Origin of the sequence: Actinacidiphila paucisporea (assembly GCF_900142575.1) — a bacterium.
GTDB classification, from domain to species: domain Bacteria; phylum Actinomycetota; class Actinomycetes; order Streptomycetales; family Streptomycetaceae; genus Actinacidiphila; species Actinacidiphila paucisporea.
This window is the reverse complement of record NZ_FRBI01000007.1, coordinates 112451-129569: the sequence shown is the minus strand read 5'-3', so window position 1 is coordinate 129569 and position 17119 is coordinate 112451. Positions and strand designations below refer to the sequence as shown.

The following is a 17119-nucleotide window of genomic DNA, read 5'->3' as shown; positions in this document are numbered from 1 at the left end:
ATGGGTGAGCAGAACGTGGGGCGTGCCGGCCCGGCGTCAGGGCATGGCCGTGCACTGACCGGCCCTGTGGGACCCCGCTCGCGCGTGAGGCCTACGCCAGACCGAGGGCGGGGACGACGACGGCGTCGATGTATCTGTGGCTGTATTCGGGATCGGCGTCGATGCCCTCGAGAATGGGACGCGCCATTGCGCCGCCGAACAACATGTGCGGGATGAAGTCCCTCGCCGGGTTGTCGGCAGCCAGCTCACCGCGATCCACGGCTCGCTGCACCAGGACGCGGAAACTGTCCAGCTCCGGCTCGATCAGCAATTCCCGCAGGGCGCGGAAAAGGTCCTCGTTCCGGAAGGCGGCATGCGCGAGGCCGCGCATCAGTTCCTGGTCGCGCTTGGCTTCGTTCTCGTCGTGGCAACGGATCAGCTCGTGCAGGTCACCGGCGATCGACCCCGTGTCGATGTCCGCGAGCGACACCGGCTTGGAGTGCCGCAGCGCGGTGGCGACCAGTTCCGGCTTGCCCTTCCACTGGCGGTAGAGGGTGGCCTTGCTGGCCCGTGTACGGGCGGCGACCGCGTCCATGGTCAGCGCTTCGTAGCCGACCTCCCGCAGGAGCTCGACGACCGCCTCGTACAGTTCCCGCTCGCGCTCGGGGGTCAGGCGGGTACGACGCGCGGCGGATGCCTGAGCTGTCATGTCCTGTCCTCCGAATCCACTGGTTGGCGGGCACAGCGTACGGCCTCGTTCTGTGCGTCGCCGACACCGTCGGATACGGCGCGCGACTCTGTCATCGAAACGATGTCGTACACCTAGAGCGTAAACGACCCACGATCGAAACGCCACCGTTTCGATCGTGGGTCGCATCACGCGCATCCCGCGCAACCGCGCCGAGCGCCCAGCGGGCCCCCGGGGCGGCACATTGCCCAGCCGAAGGAAGGCCGTCACCCGCTACCGCGGCACAGCGGCCGCGGGGCGGCCGCCTCAGGCCGGCAGGGCGAGGGTGTGCCCGGTGTGTTCGATCTTGGCCCGCAGATAGCGGACATTGGCGTCGGAGACGTGCACACCGGTCGGCACCAGCTCGGCCACCCTCGTACCGAGCCGCGCCAACTGCCGGGCCTTGTCCGGATTGTTGCTCAGCAACCGGAGCTCACCGACCCCGAGAGCGTTCAGCATCTGCGCCGCGGCGGTGTAGTCACGCTCATCCTCGCCCCGGCCCAGCGCCAGATTCGCCTCGTACGTGTCCAGGCCGTCGTCCTGCAGCGCGTAGGCGTCGAGCTTCGCGTACAGACCGATACCGCGACCTTCCTGGCGCAGGTAGAGCAGGTAGCCGCCGTGCTCGCCGATACGTTCCACGGCCTCCCGCAACTGCGGGCCGCAGTCGCAGCGCTGGGAGCCGAAGACGTCACCGGTCAGGCACTCCGAATGCAGCCGCACCAGCGGCACGGCGGCGTTCTCGTAATCGCCGATCCCGAGCGCCAGATGCTCCTTGCCGTCCACCAGACCGGTGAAGGTGTAGACGTCCACGGTGGTTTCCCATCCGTCGGCGAACCTCAGCGGCACGCGCACCTTGGTACGGACACCCGCGACTGGCGGCACTGCGGTCACGACTGCGGGCACCGGATGTGCGTCTGCCGACATATCGACTCCCTCGTAGGATCTTGAAAACTCAAGCTCTTACGATCGCCGGTATATTTCCGCGCCGACCAGTGGCGCACGTCACACGTTCGGGTCAACCGCCGCCCGACGAGCCGAGGTCGAGCGAACGACGACCGTACGACCATGAGCTCATACGACCCCGCTGGTAAGCGCCCTGTGCAGCTCGGGCATGCTGACGCGGTGAGGACGTCGGCCGACCACGGCACAGACCAGGCAGGCCTGTGCAATCGGTACTGACCGGCTTCCTGCCCATCTGGGCCGTCACCGCTCTCGGCTGGCTCGGCGGCCGCTACCGCCTGCTCGGTGACGGGGCGCAGCACGTACTGGGCAGATTCGCGTTCACCTTCGCCATGCCGTCGCTGCTGTTCCTCACCATGGCCAAGTCGCATGTCGGTGACCTCGCCACCGCCGGCGTCGGCGTCTTCGCGGCGAGTCTCGTCGTCGTCTTCGCGGCAGGACTGGCGCTCAGCCGCTGGGGGTTCCACCGCCGCCAGGCCGACCAGGCGATCGGCGCGATGTCCGCGGCCTACGTAAACTCAGCGAATCTGGGTATCCCGGTCGCCGTGCACGTCCTACACGACACGTCCTTCATCATCGCGGCCGCCCTCTTCCAGATGCTGTTCATCACCCCGCTGATCCTGGTGCTGATCGACCTCGACACCCATCGCGGTACCGGCGACCTATGGCGGCGCATGCTGCAGCTGCCGTTCCGCAACCCCGTCATAGCCGCGTCGGCGGCAGGCCTGGTGGTCACCGCCCTCAGCAAGGGTGACCATCTGCCGGGCGCGTTGACGTCGCCCCTGCAGATGCTCGGCGGAGCGGCCGTGCCCACGGCGCTCTTCGCCCTTGGCATGTCCCTCAACCCCCGCACCCGCCCCTCCCCCGCAGGTCGCACGGAACGCCACGTCCTGGTCGCCCTGAAGGTCGTCGCGCAACCGCTGCTGGCCTACGTACTCGCGCGCTACGGCTTCGGCCTCACCGGGCACGCCCTGTTCGCCGTGGTCATGTGCGCCGGACTTCCGACCGCGCAGAACGCGTTCATCTTCGCCTCGGAGTACGACCTGGACACCGACCTGCCACGTGACACCGTGCTGCTGTCGACCCTGCTGTCCATGGCGTCACTGTCGCTGATCGCCTACCTGCTGACCTGATCGTCAGATGAGCCGCACCGCTCCCCACCGGTGACGAAGGAGAATCCCTCGGCCGCCTGTTCCGGCGCTGCAATACACCACGCCGAACGGGGCCGGCCCGGACCCCCGGAGCGACAAAATCCCGACCGATCGCAATGATCAGTCGGGATCTCGTGAACCGTCCGGAATCTCGTTCTGGAACGGACTTGTTGTGGACCTGAGGGGATTCGAACCCCTGACCCCCTCGATGCGAACGAGGTGCGCTACCGGACTGCGCCACAGGCCCTTGCAACGAAGGAAACTCTAGCACCCCACCGCGGGTGGTCGTGAACGCGATATCGGCTGGCGGGAGGGCTACTCGTTCGCCGCGCGCGGGCGGTCGGGGTCGGCGTACTGGTCGAACAGCGGCGTGCGGGTCGTCCGCGGACGCGTACGACCGGTGGGAGCCGCCGGCGGTGCAGCGGGCTCAGGAGTCGGCGTCGTGCCCGAGCGGGCCGAACTCCAGGTGTCGGCCGCGCCCAGATCGATGCCGCCAGTGGTGCGCGGCGCGACCGGGGCCGTGACGTAGGTGGGCAGTGGCACCGGCACAGGGTCCCAGCCGTCGTCGGCCGACTGCTGGGCACGCTGCTGGTCGACCCATTCGGCGTGGTCCGTCTGCTCGACCAGTGCGCGGCGGTCGGCGGTACGAGGCGAAGGCGCGGAAGCCGCCGCAGCGGGGGGCGCTGCTTCCGAGGCGGCCGGAGCCGGCAGTTCGGCCCTGGCGCGCTCCTGACGGGCGCGGTCAGGCCGCGCACGAAGGCGCCGCGCCGCCTCGGCGGCGTGACGCTGGTCGAGGCGCACCTCGTAGCGGCGGCGCTCCTGGCGGCGCATCTGGCCGATGTAGACCGTCAGCAGCGCGGCCGGGATCGCGGGCGCCCAGAGCAGCGCGACGCCGCCCACTGCCGCGGCGCCCGCACCGACGGTGAAACCAAGGAAGAGCAGCGTTGTCGTACGACGACGCCGGGCCAGCACCTGGGCACGAGGGTCCGGGCGCAGCGCGCCGGATGCCGCCGTACGCTCGCGGCCGGCGGCTGGGCGCACCTCGGTCGCGGGCACGGCAAGGCCACGGACGTCCACGACGTCCGCGGGATCGAGGTCGTTCTCGACATCGCCGCTACCGGGCTCAACGCTCTCACCTCGCGCTTTGGCGACGCGCCGCTCCATCGCCGCTCGCCCGGACAGCAGCCGGATGGCGGTGCTGAAGCGTTCCGTCGGACGCGCTTCGTTGAGCTCGTCCTGCCTACGGAGCCACATCGGCACCAGATAGGCAGCCCAGGCCCCGACGATGACTGCGTAGATGAGGCCACTACTGCTCACGCGCTACACGGTAGGGGGAACCGAGACACGCCATACGTAATTTGGCACGGTGTGTCGCACGATCTGGCTGATAAGCCGAGATTTTTTTGCGATAGGCTTCATTTTCGAACAATTGTCTTATTTCTGGGATGCGCCGGGCTTCGCCTGGCGCCAGCGGTTCAGCAGCCCTTCGGGGACTTCCTCCGCTGTCAGCGCGTAGACCAGATGGTCGCGCCAGCCCCCGTCGATATGGAGATAGCGGGGGCGCAACCCTTCCTCCCGGAAGCCGAGCTTTTCAGCGACCCGGCGGCTCGGCCCGTTCTCGGGTCGAATGCACACCTCGACGCGGTGCAGTCCGACACGCCGGAAGCAATGATCGACGGCGAGCGCGACGGACGTCGGCATCACCCCGCGGCCGGCCACCGCCTCGTCCACCCAGTAGCCGATGTGCGCGGAGCACATCGAGCCCCAGGTGATGCCTGCGACGGTGAGCTGGCCGGCCAGCCTGCCCTGGTAGTCGATGACAAACGGCAGCATGCGGCCGGCGCTCGCCTCGCTGCGTAGATGACGCACCATTTGTCGATATGTCGGCCGCTGTGCGATATGACCGGGCGGCGCCGGCGGCACGGTCGCCTCCCAGGGGCGCAGCCAGTCGCGGTTGCGCCGGTTGACCTCGCGCCATGCGCGCTGGTCGCGCATCCTGATCGGGCGGAGGGTGATGTCACCGTCCACCAGTTCCGTCGGCCAGGACCCGTTCAGCTCGGTCTCCCGGGGACTGAGGCCGCCGACGGTGCGGAAGTCGGATGATCGCCGCCCCGAATCTGATCAACTGCGTGCGCCAGCACAGGGGTGAGTGCTGCCAGCCCGTCCTTGACCCCACCGGTCGACCCGGGAAGGTTCACCACCAAGGTGCGGCCCGCCACCCCTGCGATGCCACGCGAGAGCACCGCGGTCGGTACCTTCTCCCGCCCTGCGGCGCGGATCGCCTCGGCGATGCCGGGGATTTCGTAGTCCAACACCTGTCGGGTCACCTCGGGAGTGCGGTCGGTCGGTGAGATTCCGGTACCCCCGGTGGTGATCACCACGTCGTAACCGGCGGCGGCCGCCGCACGCAGCGCCCGACCGACCGGCTCGCCGTCCTCGACGATCTGCGGCCCGTCGACAGTGAACCCGAGGGCTTCCAGCGCGGCGACGATCAGCGGGCCGCCACGGTCCTCGTAAACACCCGCGGCCGCGCGGTTGGACGCGGTCACGGCGAGCGCCCGCATGACGGCAGGACCACCCGTCATGACCGGTGCCAGTCGCCGGACTTGCCACCGGTCTTGGCCTCGACGCGCACGTCGGTGATGACCGCCGCCTTGTCCACGGCTTTCACCATGTCGATGACGGTGAGGGCCGCCACGCTGACAGCGGTCAGCGCCTCCATCTCCACGCCCGTGCGGTCAGTGGTCTTCACGGTGGCGGTGATCTCCACGGCGTCGTCCTCGACCACCAGGTCGACGCTGACCCCGGAGACAGCCAGCGGATGGCAGAGTGGAATCAGCTCCGGGGTGCGCTTGGCGCCCATGATGCCCGCGATCCGCGCCGTGGCAATTGCGTCGCCTTTCGGCACGCCGGCGCCGCGCAGCAGGTCTACGACGTCGGGGCTGACCAGGACCCGCCCGCTTGCACGGGCGGTGCGGGCGGTCACCTCCTTGGCCGAGACGTCGACCATATGGGCCGCGCCCGCCTCGTCGAGGTGGGTGAGGTGATGCTGCGCGCTGCTCATCGTTCTCCCGGGTGCGGTCGCTAGGGCAGACACCGTACCGGCAGCCGCGGCTCCCCGCCCCGGGGCCCCGCGCGCACCGGCGGCGAGCGCTAGTCCAGCACCACGACGTCGACCTCGCTGCCGGCCTCCAACGAGGTCACGGCCTCGGGGACGACGATCAGGGCGTTGGCCTGCGCGAGTGCCGCGACCAGGTGCGATCCGGCACCGCCCACCGGGGTGACGGTGCCCGAGATCCGGTCGTAGCGGCCGCGCAGGAACTGGCGCCGCCCTTCCGGCGACCTGTCGATCGCCGTCACGCACGCGGCACGTACGACGTCCCGGTGAACCGACGCGGCACCCATCAGCGTCCGGATCGCGGGGCGGACGAAGAGTTCGAACGAGACATAGGCGCTGACCGGGTTGCCGGGCAGAGCAAGCAGCGGGATGCGGTCGGGACCGATCCGGCCGAAGCCCTGCGGTTTACCCGGCTGCATGGCCAGTTTGCGGAATTCGACATGACCGGGAGCGCTGCCCGTACCGTCCTCGGCGTGGTCCATTGTGCCGCCGAGCCAAGACAGCGCTTCTTTTACGACGTCGTAGGCACCGACGCTGACGCCGCCCGTGGTGACGATGATGTCGGCGCGGACCATCTGGTCCTCGATTGCGGCGCGCAGGGTCTCGACCTCGTCGACGACGGCGCCGACACGGTAGGCGATGGCTCCGGCGGCCCGGGCCGCGGCGGTCAGGACGAAGCTGTTGGAGTCGTGGATACGGCCGGGCCCCAGCTCTTCACCGGGCTGGACCAACTCGCTGCCCGTCGACAGCACGACGACCCGAGGGCGCGGTCTGACGGTGACGGTGCCGCGGCCGATGGCGGCCAGCAGGCCGATCTGCGGAGGGCCGAGGACAGTTCCCGCGGCGAGCGCCAGCTCGCCTGCCGCGATGTCACTGCCGCGGACCCGTACGAATTGCCCCTTTTCGGCGCCCTGATGCACCCGCACCTCTCCGCCGGCACCAGCCGGGTCGAGGCTGTGCGCGGCCATGGTGGTAGCCGGTCCCTCGCCGCTGCCGCCGTCGGTCCACTCGACGGGGACGACCGCCTCGGCGCCGGGCGGCAATGGGGCGCCTGTCATGATCCTGGCGGCTTGGCCGTGACCTACCTCGGGCAGCGCGTCGCCGCCCGCCGCTACATCGCCGATCACTTCCAGGACGGCGGGGTGCTCGGGCGTCGCGGCAGCCGTGTCGGCGACACGTACCGCGTAGCCGTCCATGGAGCTGTTGTCGAACGGGGGGAGCGCCACCGGCACGGTGACGTCCTCGACCAGCACGCAGCCCTGTGCCTCGAGCAGTTGCAGCTCGATGGCCTCCAGCGGGGTCAACTGACCCAGGATGCTGTCCAGGTGTTCGGTGACGGACCACACTCGGTCGGCGCCATAGCTCACTCTTGCATCTCCTCGGTGACGTACGAACGCAGCCAGGTCCGGAAGTCCGGCCCCAGATCGTCACGTTCGCATGCCAGTCGGACAATCGCACGGAGGTAGTCGCCCCGGTCGCCGGTGTCGTAGCGGCGGCCGGTGAAGACGACGCCATGTACCGGCCCGCCCGTGTCGTCCCGGTGGGAGAGGTCGCGCAGGGCGTCGGTCAGCTGGATCTCGTCGTTGCGGCCGGGGACGACCTTCCTGATGGCGTCGAAAACGGCAGAGTCCAGGACGTACCGTCCGATGATCGCGTAGTTGGACGGCGACTGCTCAGGCTCGGGCTTCTCCACCAGGTCGGTGACACGTACGACGTCGCTGTCCGCCGTGGGCACTATGGCGGCCGCACCGTAGAGATGGATCTGCTCCGGTGACACCTCCATGAGGGCGATCACGCTGCCGCCGTGCTGCTCCTGCACGTCGATCATGCGGGCGAGCAGCCGGTCACGCGGATCGATCAGGTCGTCGCCGAGCAGTACGGCGAACGGCTGGTCCCCCACGTGGGGCTCGGCGCACAGCACTGCGTGACCCAGGCCCTTGGGGTCGCCCTGGCGCACGTAATGCATGGTGGCCAGGTCGCTCGACTCCCGCACCCTCGCGAGCCGCGACTTGTCCCCCTTGCGGGTGAGGGTCTCCTCCAGCTCGTAGTTGCGGTCGAAGTGGTCCTCCAGGGGACGCTTGTTCCGACCGGTGATCATGAGCACATCGGACAGTTGCGCCGAGACGGCTTCTTCGACCACGTACTGGATAGCCGGTTTGTCCACCACAGGAAGCATTTCCTTGGGTGTCGCCTTTGTCGCCGGCAGAAAGCGGGTGCCGAGACCGGCTGCTGGGATGACAGCCTTGCTGATCCGGGTACGTGTGCGCGTCATGCGCTCCACCATAGCGTTCGCGTATGTGTGGAAGATGGCGTACCGGCTCTTCACAGCTGGTATACAGCGGTCGTGGACGGTATGAGCGGGATTCGGGCGCAAAAAGCGCAGCTGCGAGCACAAATCCTGCGCACCAGAGGCGAGTTGGCCGCCGACGAGCGGGAAGCGGCGGCAACGATGCTGAGGGAGAGGGTACGCGACCTGCCTGCATTCACGGACGAGGGAGCCGTTGCCGCCTACGTCTCGATGGGCTCGGAGCCCGGTACGGGCCCGCTCGTCGAAGCGCTGCGGAATGCCGGGACCCGCGTGCTGCTGCCCGTCCTGCTGCCCGACAACGACCTGGACTGGGCCGAGTACCGCGGCCCCGACGCGCTGGTGCGCACCGGGCGCGGGATGTTCGAGCCGACCGGCCCACGGTTGGGACCCGATGCCGTCGCACACACCCGCCTGATATTGCTGCCAGGCCTCGCGGTGGACGCGCACGGCGTGCGCCTGGGTCGCGGCGGCGGCTCTTACGACCGCGCCCTCGGCCGCGTCCTGCGGGCCGCTACGCACCCGGCGCTCGTCGTGCTCCTCTACGCGCACGAGGTGATCGCGTCGGTCCCGAGAGAACCGCACGACCACCTCGTGGACGCCGCGCTCACCCCGCGAGGGGTGCACCGCTTTCGCGGTTGACGTTTTCCAGCGCAAGTACGCAGCGACCCTGTCCGCCGCGTTTTCGCGCGCCAACCGCGCCGGGTTACGGAGTCAGCGCCATCTTCGCCTTGGCCGCGCTGTCCACCCGATCATCGGAGAAGTACCAGGGCAGCAGTTCGTTGTCGGCCCATTTGTCGGTCTGGTCCGTGTAATGGGAGTTGTATGCGTGGCCTGATGCGCCGGTGAGGTTGATCCAGCGGGAGTTGTTGAAGTCCTTGAGGTCGACGATCATCCGCATGGAGGGCACCCAAACCACGTCGTAACCACCCGCCGCGTTCCAGCCCGTCGCGTCCACCGCCGCCTCGCCGCCGCTGAGCTGCCAGGGGCCGCGATTGAGCAGCCACTTGACCACGCCTGGGCCATCCGTACCGAGCGTCTGGTTCTTCAGGTCCAGCTTGTGCAGCCGGCCCCAGCTCCAGGTGTTTATGTCCTTGCCCATATCGGCGGTGAGCTCGTAACGAGCGTCCTTCATGGCCTGCTCGAGCAACTGGTCACGGCTGCTGTGGTGGGCCTTGTCCGTGTCGATGCCGAAGAAGGCGGTGGTGGACATCGTCCACCAGGCGTTGGCCGAGTCGGGGAGGATGTTGCGCATCACCTCGAACCATCGGTCGCCGCCGTCCGGCTGCGCCTCGGCGGGATCACGCTCGCCGCACTCCTGCACGGTGACGACACCCTTGCCGTCGAGGTTGTCGACCGGCCCGCTCTGACCGACGGGCGGCACCCGCAGGCACTGCCCCTCGGGGCGCAGCTCCTTCGGCAGCTTGTTGCCGAAGGCGAGCTTGAGCACGTTGCGCCAGACGGCGTTGAAATACGCCGCGGCGGCGGAGTCCGCGTCCTGGTTGTAGTCCCAGCCCGCGAGCAGCTTCTGGGCGTTGCGCACGTAGCTGTTCTTGTCGTTGGTGATGTCGACTTTCAGAAGGTAGGGGACCAGCAGCTTGGCGATCTCGCTGCTGTCGTCGCCCTGCATCGACTGCATGTCGCCCACGGAGATCAGGCCGCCGTCCTTGATCTTGGAGGCGATGAGGTCGTTGATGCGCTGGCTGCGGGTGCCGTATCCCCAGTCCTGGGTGAGCAGGAAGGGATATTTGCTCTGATCGATGACCGCCTGGTTCGCCGTCACGATGTAGCCGCGGGGCGGGTTGTACTCGTACGGCATGGACTTGAACGGGATGTTCTTGCCCCAGTCGTAGTGCGAGTCCCAGCCAGGTGCGGGATATGTGCCGTCGTCGCCGTCTGCGCGGATCGGCACCTGCCCTGGCGCCTGATAACCGATGTTTCCCTTGGTGTCCGCGTAGATCAGGTTCTGCGAGGGCACCGCGAAGTCGGCGGCGGCGGTCCGGAAGTGGGCGAAGTCGGTGGCCCTGTCGAGTTCGAAGACGGCATCCATCGTCTTCGAAGGAGTGAGTGCCGTCCACTTGAGGGCGACCGCGTACCCGGCGTTGACACCGCCTGGAGCGTCTGTGACGGGGGCGGTCTGTCCCACGTTACGGATCTCGTCACTGCGGTCGGAGATCAACGGGCCGTTGTTGGTCTCCCGCACGGTGATCACGCGGTCCTTGCCGCCTGCGACCTTGATGACCTCTGGGCGGGTCGCGAACGGCTTCTGCTTGCCGTCGCGGAGGTAGGTACTGGCGGTCACCTTCTCCAGGTACAGGTCGGTGACGTCGGCGCCCAGGTTGGTCATTCCCCAGGCGATGTCCTGGTTATGGCCGATGACCACACCGGGCATGCCCGAGAAGGTGTAGCCGGCGACGTCGTACGGGCAAGCGCTGCTCACCGTGCGGCAGTGCAGACCCATCTGGTACCAGAGCGACGGCAATTGCGGCGCCAAGTGCGGGTCGTTCGCAAGGAGCGGCTTGCCCGTGGTGGTGTAGGTGCCGGACACGACCCAAGAGTTGGAACCGATGCCGCTGCCGCTCGGGCCGAGCATCGCCGGCATCTGGTCGATGATCTGCGAGATGCCCGAGAGCTGGCTGTCGACGGCGCTGCTCAGCCCCTGAGGACCGGACGAGTTCGGGGGCGCGTAGTCACCGGTGGCCGGGTCGACCGAGCCCGCATTGACGATCGGCTGATTCCGGTCGTAGGGGTAGGCGGGGTAGAGCTGCTTGATCTGCGCCTGGCTGAGCCGGCTCGTCATCAGGGCGCGGTCGATCTCGTCCTGCATATTGCCGCGCAGATCCCATGCCATCGCCTTGAGCCACGCCACCGAGTCGACGGGGGTCCACAACTCCGGCTTGTAGTTGTTGCTGAGCTTCAGCGCGGCGTACTCGACGGAGAGGGCGGCACCGCTGTGGTCCGTGAGGTACGCGTTGACGCCGTCGCTGTACGCCCGCAGGTGCTGCTTGGTGGTGGCGTCGAGCTTGGTGTTGTACTCCATCTGCGCAATGCCGTGCCAGTTGAGGGTGCGCAGGAAGGCGTCCGTTTCGACCTGGCCCTTGCCGAACATCTCCGAGAGCCGGCCGGAGGTGAGGTGGCGGCGTACGTCCATCTCGTAGAAGCGGTCCTGCGCCTGAACGTAGCCCTGGGCGCGGAAGAGGTCCTGCGGGGTGTCCGCGTAGATCTGCGGGATGCCGTAGGCGTCGCGCTTGACGTCGACCGGCGCGGACAGGCCGGCGAGCTTGAGCGAACCGGATGTCTGCGGGAATGAGGCGCGCACCGTACTGACGCTCCAGTACGACCCGAAGCCGACGCCCGCCACGAGCAGCAGCACGATCGTGATGACGACGTAGCGGACGCGGCGGGGCTTCTTCCGTGCGGGCATCGCTGTCCTTCGAGGGGCAGGGCGGACCAATGATCAAGGTGCTCGTTGTGCAAGGGCAACCATAGGCGCATGCCCTGCAGGCCCCGGACGCGGTCCCAGGCCAGCCATAAGGTGGACCATGCAACGTCAAGAGAGGGTAAAATATTAGACTAGGCAACAAAGTTGAAAGGACCGGGCCCCTGACTGTCCACCACCTGAACGAGTTCCTGCTGGTCGGCGCGGCAGTACTGCTCGTGGCCGTCGTAGCCGTCCGCCTGGCCTCCCGGAGCGGGCTACCGACACTGCTGATCTACCTCGGCATCGGCGTCGCCATCGGACAGGACGGCCTGTTCGGCTTCACCTTCGACAATGTCGAGCTGACCCAAGTGTTGGGCTATGCCGCACTTGTGGTGATCCTCGCCGAGGGCGGCCTCGGTACGAAATGGCATGAGATCAGGCCCGTCATGCCCATCGCCGCCGTCCTGTCGACGGTCGGTGTCATGGTGAGCGTGTTCATCACCGCAGGCGCGGCATATTACGTGGTGGGCCTCGACTGGCGACAGTCGCTGATCATCGGCGCGGTGGTGTCGTCGACTGATGCCGCCGCAGTGTTCTCAGTGCTGCGCAATGTACCGCTGCCCAAGCGCGTGACCGGCGTCCTGGAGGCCGAGTCCGGATTCAACGACGCGCCCGTGGTGATCATGGTCGTCGCCTTCTCGGCGACCGGGCCGATCGACTCCTGGTACTACCTACTCGGCGAGATTCTCCTCGAGCTGCTGATCGGAGCCGCGATCGGGATCGCGGTGGGCTGGGTCGGCGCCTACGGCCTCAAGCACGTCGCCCTGCCGGCCTCCGGCCTTTACCCGATCGCCGTGATGGCCATCGCGGTCGCGGCTTACGCGGCCGGCGCCATGGCTCACGGCTCGGGCTTCCTCGGCGTCTACGTGGCCTCGCTCATCCTCGGCAATGCGAAGCTGCCGCACCGTCCCGCAACACGCGGCTTCGCGGAGGGGCTGGGCTGGATCGCGCAGATCGGCCTCTTCGTGCTGCTCGGCCTGCTGGTGACGCCGCACGAGCTGGGTGACGACGTCGTGCCCGCTCTGATCATCGGCTTGTTCCTCACCGTCCTCGCGCGACCTGCGGAGGTCATGATCAGCCTGTTGCCGTTCCGCATCCCCTGGCGCGAGCAGGCGCTGATGTCGTGGGCCGGGCTACGCGGCGCCGTACCGATCGTGCTGGCCACCATTCCGATGGTGGCCGGGCTGGGCGAAAATCGCAGGATCTTCAACATCGTCTTCGTCCTGGTGATCTTCTACACGCTGGTGCAGGGCCCGACGCTGCCATGGCTGGCGCGGCGGCTCCGCCTCGGGGCGAGCAGCGGCCCCGCAGACCTGGGGATCGAGTCGGCGCCCCTTGAGCGGCTTCGAGGCCATCTGCTTTCCGTGGCCATTCCCGACGGCTCGCGCATGCACGGCGTCGAGGTCAACGAGTTGCGGCTTCCGACCGGCTCCGCCGTCACCCTCGTCGTCCGGGAGGGCGCCAGCTTCGTGCCCCTGCCGTCGACCAGCCTGCGGCGGGGCGACGAACTGCTGGTCGTCGCCACCGACCCGGTGCGGGACGCCGCGGAGGACCGTCTGCGGGCCGTGGGACGTGGCGGCAAGCTGGCTGGCTGGCTCGTGCAGCGCGATCGGCAGCGCCAAGCCTGAGGGCAACCCGACGGGGCGCCAGCGCAGCCACGTATCATGATGCGGTATTTGTCGAGTTCAACCTCTGTCTGATGCAGAGCCGGCGCGGATCACCGCGCTGAGCGGACGGCTCTCGGCGCGACATCACGGCTTGCCGCCGCGGCCGCGCTACCAGGCAGCAGAAAGACCAGGCTGTGGGATCCACAGTGCCCACCCTTCCCACCCCTTCGCCTTCCTCGAAGCAGACCTCTGCCCGCACACCGGGTTACCGGCAGTTGCTGCGTACGCCCGGGGTGTGGGCGTTCGTCCTCCCGGGCTTCGCCGCCCGGCAGCCCTTCGCCATGCTTACGATCAGCTTGGTGCTGCTCGTGGAGCACACCACCGGGTCTTACGGGACGGCGGGTGCCGTCGCGGCAGTGACGGGCGTGGCCATGGCCCTGTGCGCACCACGCGGCGGACGGCTCGCCGACCGGTTCGGGCAGCGTGCCGTGCTGGTGCCCGGCATCGCCTTGCACGCCGCCTCCGTGGGTGCCCTGGTGACCCTTGGGCTTGCGCACGCCCCGACCTGGGCACTGTTTGCGGCGGCGATCCCGACCGGGGCGACCGTGCCTCAGGTCGGGCCGATGGTGCGCTCCCGGTGGGCCGTGGCGCTGGACTGCGGCTCGGCCCGGCCCTCGTCGCTCGCACAGACGGCGGCCGCCTTCGAATCGGTCACCGATGAGTTCACCTTCGTCATCGGACCGGTACTGGCGACAGCACTGTGCACAGGGGTGCATCCGGCGGCTGGGCTCATTGCCGAGGCGACGCTGACACTCGCGGGGGGAAGCCTTTTCGCGGCGCAGCGGAAGACCGCCCCTCTCCCGCACCGTGTGGCGCCGGGCAGTGATTCCCGCCGCCGCTCGGCGCTGTCCGTGCGGGGAGTGCGCGCGCTGGTGATTGCCTTCCTCGGCATAGGCGCCGTCTTCGGCGGCATGCAGGTATCCATCACCGCCTTCACCGAGGAAGCCGGTCACCCGGGCCTCAGCGGAGTGGTCTACGGCACCTTCGCGGCCGGCAACATGCTGGCGGGAGTGGCCTACGGCGCCGTCAGATGGCGACGTAGCCCTCGACGGCGCCTGCTGGTCGCATACGCGGCCCTGACGCTCGCCTGCGTCCCGTTGTGGGCCGTGCAGGCCCTGCCGGTGCTCGCCGTGCTCGGCTTGGTGGTGGGGCTGTGCATCGCTCCGACCCTGATCACCGGCTACACACTCGTTGACGCACTCGTACCGGCCGCGACGAGGACCGAAGCCTTCACCTGGCTGACAGGAGCCGTCGCGCTCGGCCAGGCGGCCGCAGTCACCGTCGCGGGCCTGCTGGCCGACCACGCGGGTTCGCGCGCCGGCTTTACCGTGCCTCTGACCGGCACGGCTGTCGCGCTCGTGATGCTCGCGGGCCTGCGCGGGCACTTGGTGCCGACGCCCCGCAACGTGGTAACGGGAGGTGTGATCGGTCACCGTCGGGCGGTCACGGTGGACTGACGCACGGAAATGCTGCAGTATTGAGCGTCGTTAGCACTCATTGAGTGAGAGTGCCAGGAGGAGCTAGTGCCGACGTATCAGTACCAGTGCACCGAATGCGGCGAGGGCCTTGAGGCGGTGCAGAAGTTCAGCGATGACGCGCTGACCGTATGCCCCAACTGCAGCGGACGGCTGCGCAAGGTGTTCTCCGCCGTGGGCGTGGTCTTCAAGGGCTCCGGCTTCTACCGGACCGACAGCCGTGGCTCCTCGTCCAGCAGCGCGCCTGCCGCCAAGAGCGGTAGTGCGGGCGCGGACAGCAAGCCGAGCGAAGACTCGTCGTCGACTTCGACGTCGTCCGGGTCCTCTTCGAGTTCGTCCGGCTCCTCATCCACGTCAAGCAGCTCGTCGGCCGCCTGAGGCACCTGGTCGCGGGCCGCTGCAATCGCGTGATCTTACGAACCTCCGTCGTGTGGATGACGGGGGTTCGTCGCATCGCCTCCTCGGCTTAAGGTGATCGGCATGGTGCTGAGCAGCGATGCGACACAGGAGCGGGCCGAGATCGGCGTGATCGGCGGGTCGGGCTTCTACTCCTTCCTTGACGATGTGAGCGAAGTCACAGTCGATACCCCATATGGGCCGCCCAGCGACTCACTCTTCCTCGGAGCGGTGGCCGGCAGACGAGTGGCGTTCCTGCCCCGGCACGGGCGTGACCATCGCCTGCCGCCACACAGGATCAATTACCGGGCCAACTTGTGGGCCCTACGCTCGGTCGGAGTACGCCAGGTCCTCGGCCCATGCGCCGTCGGCGGGCTGCGCGCCCAATACGGCCCCGGAACCCTGCTGGTGCCCGACCAGCTCGTGGACCGTACGAAGTCGCGAGCGCAGTCGTACTTCGACGGGGAGGCCCGAGCGGACGGCCAGGTGCCGAACGTCGTGCACGTGACATTCGCCGACCCGTACTGCCCGGTGGGCCGGAAGGCCGCGGTGAGCACCGCCCGGGCAAGCGGGTGGGAGGCTGTGGACGGTGGAACGCTCGTCGTTGTGGAGGGGCCTCGCTTCTCCACCCGCGCGGAATCGGTCTGGCACGCCGCCCAGGGCTGGTCGGTGGTCGGTATGACCGGGCACCCGGAGGCTGTGCTCGCGCGGGAAATCGGCCTCTGTTACACCTCCCTGACCCTGGTCACCGATCTGGACGCGGGTGCGGACACCGGCGAGGGCGTGGCACATGAGGAGGTGCTCGAAGTCTTCGCGGCGAACGTCGGGCGAATGCGGGACGTTCTCTTTGATGTGATCGGAGCGCTGCCCGGCAACGAAGATCGCGACTGTCTGTGCGTCGAGGCGCTGGGCGGGCAGGATCCGGGCATCACCCTGCCGTCCTAGGCCGCAGTCGGTGGTGCGGGTGTCTGGACCAGCCGGGGGTCTTATCCGGAGTTATCCACAGCCGTGAAGTTATCCACAAGCGCCGGCCACGGTGTCGTCGGTGTGCGCGATGGTGAGGACATCGACCGAATTCCCGGTCGAATCCCTCGCACCCCGGCGGTGATTCTCCATGCGCACACCCCCGTCCGCGCCAGCTCCGGCTCCGACTTCCGGACGCTTCGACATCTCACTGTTCTCGCCGCCCGCACCCCCTCCGGAGGGACCATCACGGTCCACGGACCTGGCCGCCCCTGAGCCGTACGCCCCGCCGGGCTGCACGGTTCCGGCCTTCCCCCCGATCAGGGCGGGGAGGCGCGGTAGCCGGCGGCTGATGCCTCCGGCGTTGCGACTGAGGCGCAAACCGCTCGCGCTCGGGCTGGGCTTGGTGGCTGCCGCCTTGGCGGTGTCGGCCGTTCAAGGATCTTCACCGCGCGCACCGGCGACCGTACACAGTCCCGCGCAGGCCCTCGCCGCGAACCGAGGAGTCCGTGACATGGCAGACGAGTTCGTCAGGGCACCGGTACGGATCACGGATGCGGGCGCTGTGCGGCTGCTCCGGCAAGGTGACCGGGTGGACGTCCTGGCCGCGTCGCGAGTGGTGGCGTCCGCGGTACTGGTGGTCGCCGTCCCCCAGCAGCCCGGCGGCGAAACCGCGCCCAGGACGTCCGAGAGAAGCGACCTGCCGACTGGGACCGCAGACTCGGGCACCATGGGCGGGGCGTTGATCGTCCTCGCCGTTCCACGGCGTGTCGCCGCCGCACTGTCCGGCGCTGCCGTGTCGTCCCCGCTGGCGGTGGCACTGTGCTGAATCACCTATTCACCAGAGGTGATCGGCCAGAGCGACCCAGGATCACCATCCGGTGGCGCGGGCTGGCC

16 protein-coding genes and 1 tRNA gene are annotated in these 17119 nt (G+C 68.5%); 7 read left to right on the top strand and 10 right to left on the bottom strand.

The features are described 5' to 3' along the window. Positions 1-91: 91 nt before the first annotated feature. Positions 92-688, bottom strand: a complete 597-nt coding sequence (locus tag BUE44_RS13640; protein WP_073497773.1) for a TetR/AcrR family transcriptional regulator — start codon at positions 686-688, stop codon at positions 92-94. Positions 689-973: 285 nt separating this feature from the next. Next, positions 974-1630: a GTP cyclohydrolase II gene (locus BUE44_RS13635; protein ID WP_073497771.1), complete on the bottom strand. Its 657-nt coding sequence runs from the start codon at positions 1628-1630 to the stop codon at positions 974-976. A gap of 239 nt (positions 1631-1869) precedes the next feature. Here BUE44_RS13635 and BUE44_RS13630 point away from each other — a divergent pair, with 239 nt between their 5' ends. Then, on the top strand, positions 1870-2799 hold the full coding sequence (locus BUE44_RS13630) for an AEC family transporter (protein ID WP_073497769.1): 930 nt from the start codon (positions 1870-1872) through the stop codon (positions 2797-2799). 191 nt (positions 2800-2990) lie between these two features. Here the strand turns inward: BUE44_RS13630 and BUE44_RS13625 are convergent. The 7 genes from BUE44_RS13625 to galU all read right to left on the bottom strand — a co-directional run bounded on the left by BUE44_RS13625 (position 2991) and on the right by galU (position 8207). Next, positions 2991-3064, bottom strand: a tRNA-Ala gene (locus BUE44_RS13625). 68 nt (positions 3065-3132) lie between these two features. Further along, positions 3133-4134, bottom strand: a complete 1002-nt coding sequence (sepX, locus tag BUE44_RS13620; RefSeq protein WP_073497767.1) for a divisome protein SepX/GlpR — start codon at positions 4132-4134, stop codon at positions 3133-3135. A gap of 117 nt (positions 4135-4251) precedes the next feature. Beyond that, positions 4252-4845, bottom strand: a complete 594-nt coding sequence (locus BUE44_RS13615) for a GNAT family N-acetyltransferase (protein ID WP_407640025.1) — start codon at positions 4843-4845, stop codon at positions 4252-4254. A 23-nt stretch (positions 4846-4868) separates the two neighbouring features. Further along, entirely contained in the window at positions 4869-5381 is a 513-nt protein-coding gene (locus BUE44_RS13610) for a MogA/MoaB family molybdenum cofactor biosynthesis protein (RefSeq protein ID WP_235002118.1), read from the bottom strand. Between the two features lie 17 nt (positions 5382-5398). After that, positions 5399-5881 carry a cyclic pyranopterin monophosphate synthase MoaC gene (gene moaC, locus BUE44_RS13605; protein WP_073497763.1) on the bottom strand — a complete coding sequence of 161 codons (483 nt, stop codon included), beginning with the start codon at positions 5879-5881 and terminating at the stop codon, positions 5399-5401. Between the two features lie 89 nt (positions 5882-5970). After that, complete coding sequence (gene glp, locus BUE44_RS13600) at positions 5971-7302, bottom strand: molybdotransferase-like divisome protein Glp (RefSeq protein ID WP_079189710.1); 1332 nt, start codon at positions 7300-7302, stop codon at positions 5971-5973. After that, the gene (gene galU, locus BUE44_RS13595) at positions 7299-8207 is read right to left on the bottom strand and encodes a UTP--glucose-1-phosphate uridylyltransferase GalU (RefSeq protein WP_073498054.1); all 909 of its coding nucleotides are present in this window, start codon (positions 8205-8207) and stop codon (positions 7299-7301) included. The genes glp and galU overlap by 4 nt, the downstream gene beginning before the upstream one ends. 81 nt (positions 8208-8288) lie before the next feature. Between galU and BUE44_RS13590 the strand changes: the two genes are divergently transcribed. Beyond that, complete coding sequence (locus BUE44_RS13590; protein WP_073497759.1) at positions 8289-8882, top strand: 5-formyltetrahydrofolate cyclo-ligase; 594 nt, start codon at positions 8289-8291, stop codon at positions 8880-8882. Between the two features lie 64 nt (positions 8883-8946). Here the strand turns inward: BUE44_RS13590 and BUE44_RS13585 are convergent, their stop codons facing one another. Next, on the bottom strand, positions 8947-11664 hold the full coding sequence (locus tag BUE44_RS13585) for a penicillin acylase family protein (protein WP_073497757.1): 2718 nt from the start codon (positions 11662-11664) through the stop codon (positions 8947-8949). A gap of 143 nt (positions 11665-11807) precedes the next feature. Between BUE44_RS13585 and BUE44_RS13580 the strand changes: the two genes are divergently transcribed. The 5 genes from BUE44_RS13580 to BUE44_RS38455 all read left to right on the top strand — a co-directional run bounded on the left by BUE44_RS13580 (position 11808) and on the right by BUE44_RS38455 (position 17051). Further along, entirely contained in the window at positions 11808-13349 is a 1542-nt protein-coding gene (locus BUE44_RS13580; RefSeq protein ID WP_073497755.1) for a potassium/proton antiporter, read from the top strand. Positions 13350-13534: 185 nt separating this feature from the next. Then, entirely contained in the window at positions 13535-14845 is a 1311-nt protein-coding gene (locus tag BUE44_RS13575) for an MFS transporter (RefSeq protein ID WP_073497753.1), read from the top strand. 66 nt (positions 14846-14911) lie between these two features. Further along, on the top strand, positions 14912-15241 hold the full coding sequence (locus tag BUE44_RS13570) for an FmdB family zinc ribbon protein (RefSeq protein WP_073497751.1): 330 nt from the start codon (positions 14912-14914) through the stop codon (positions 15239-15241). 102 nt (positions 15242-15343) lie between these two features. Continuing rightward, positions 15344-16204 carry an S-methyl-5'-thioadenosine phosphorylase gene (locus BUE44_RS13565; RefSeq protein ID WP_073497748.1) on the top strand — a complete coding sequence of 287 codons (861 nt, stop codon included), beginning with the start codon at positions 15344-15346 and terminating at the stop codon, positions 16202-16204. Between the two features lie 532 nt (positions 16205-16736). Next, positions 16737-17051, top strand: coding sequence for a hypothetical protein (locus BUE44_RS38455; RefSeq protein ID WP_235002117.1), 315 nt, complete (start codon positions 16737-16739; stop codon positions 17049-17051). Positions 17052-17119: the final 68 nt, after the last annotated feature.

Bases quoted from the DNA above. Each gene is read 5' to 3' on its own strand.
- BUE44_RS13640 (WP_073497773.1), bottom strand. From the start codon at position 688: ATGACAGCTCAGGCATCCGCCGCGCGTCGTACCCGCCTGACCCCCGAG.
- BUE44_RS13635 (WP_073497771.1), bottom strand. From the start codon at position 1,630: ATGTCGGCAGACGCACATCCGGTGCCCGCAGTCGTGACCGCAGTGCCG.
- BUE44_RS13610 (WP_235002118.1), bottom strand. From the start codon at position 5,381: ATGCGGGCGCTCGCCGTGACCGCGTCCAACCGCGCGGCCGCGGGTGTT.
- moaC (WP_073497763.1), bottom strand. From the start codon at position 5,881: ATGAGCAGCGCGCAGCATCACCTCACCCACCTCGACGAGGCGGGCGCG.
- galU (WP_073498054.1), bottom strand. From the start codon at position 8,207: ATGACGCGCACACGTACCCGGATCAGCAAGGCTGTCATCCCAGCAGCC.
- BUE44_RS13590 (WP_073497759.1), top strand. From the start codon at position 8,289: ATGAGCGGGATTCGGGCGCAAAAAGCGCAGCTGCGAGCACAAATCCTG.
- BUE44_RS13585 (WP_073497757.1), bottom strand. From the start codon at position 11,664: ATGCCCGCACGGAAGAAGCCCCGCCGCGTCCGCTACGTCGTCATCACG.
- BUE44_RS13565 (WP_073497748.1), top strand. From the start codon at position 15,344: ATGGTGCTGAGCAGCGATGCGACACAGGAGCGGGCCGAGATCGGCGTG.
- BUE44_RS38455 (WP_235002117.1), top strand. From the start codon at position 16,737: ATGGCAGACGAGTTCGTCAGGGCACCGGTACGGATCACGGATGCGGGC.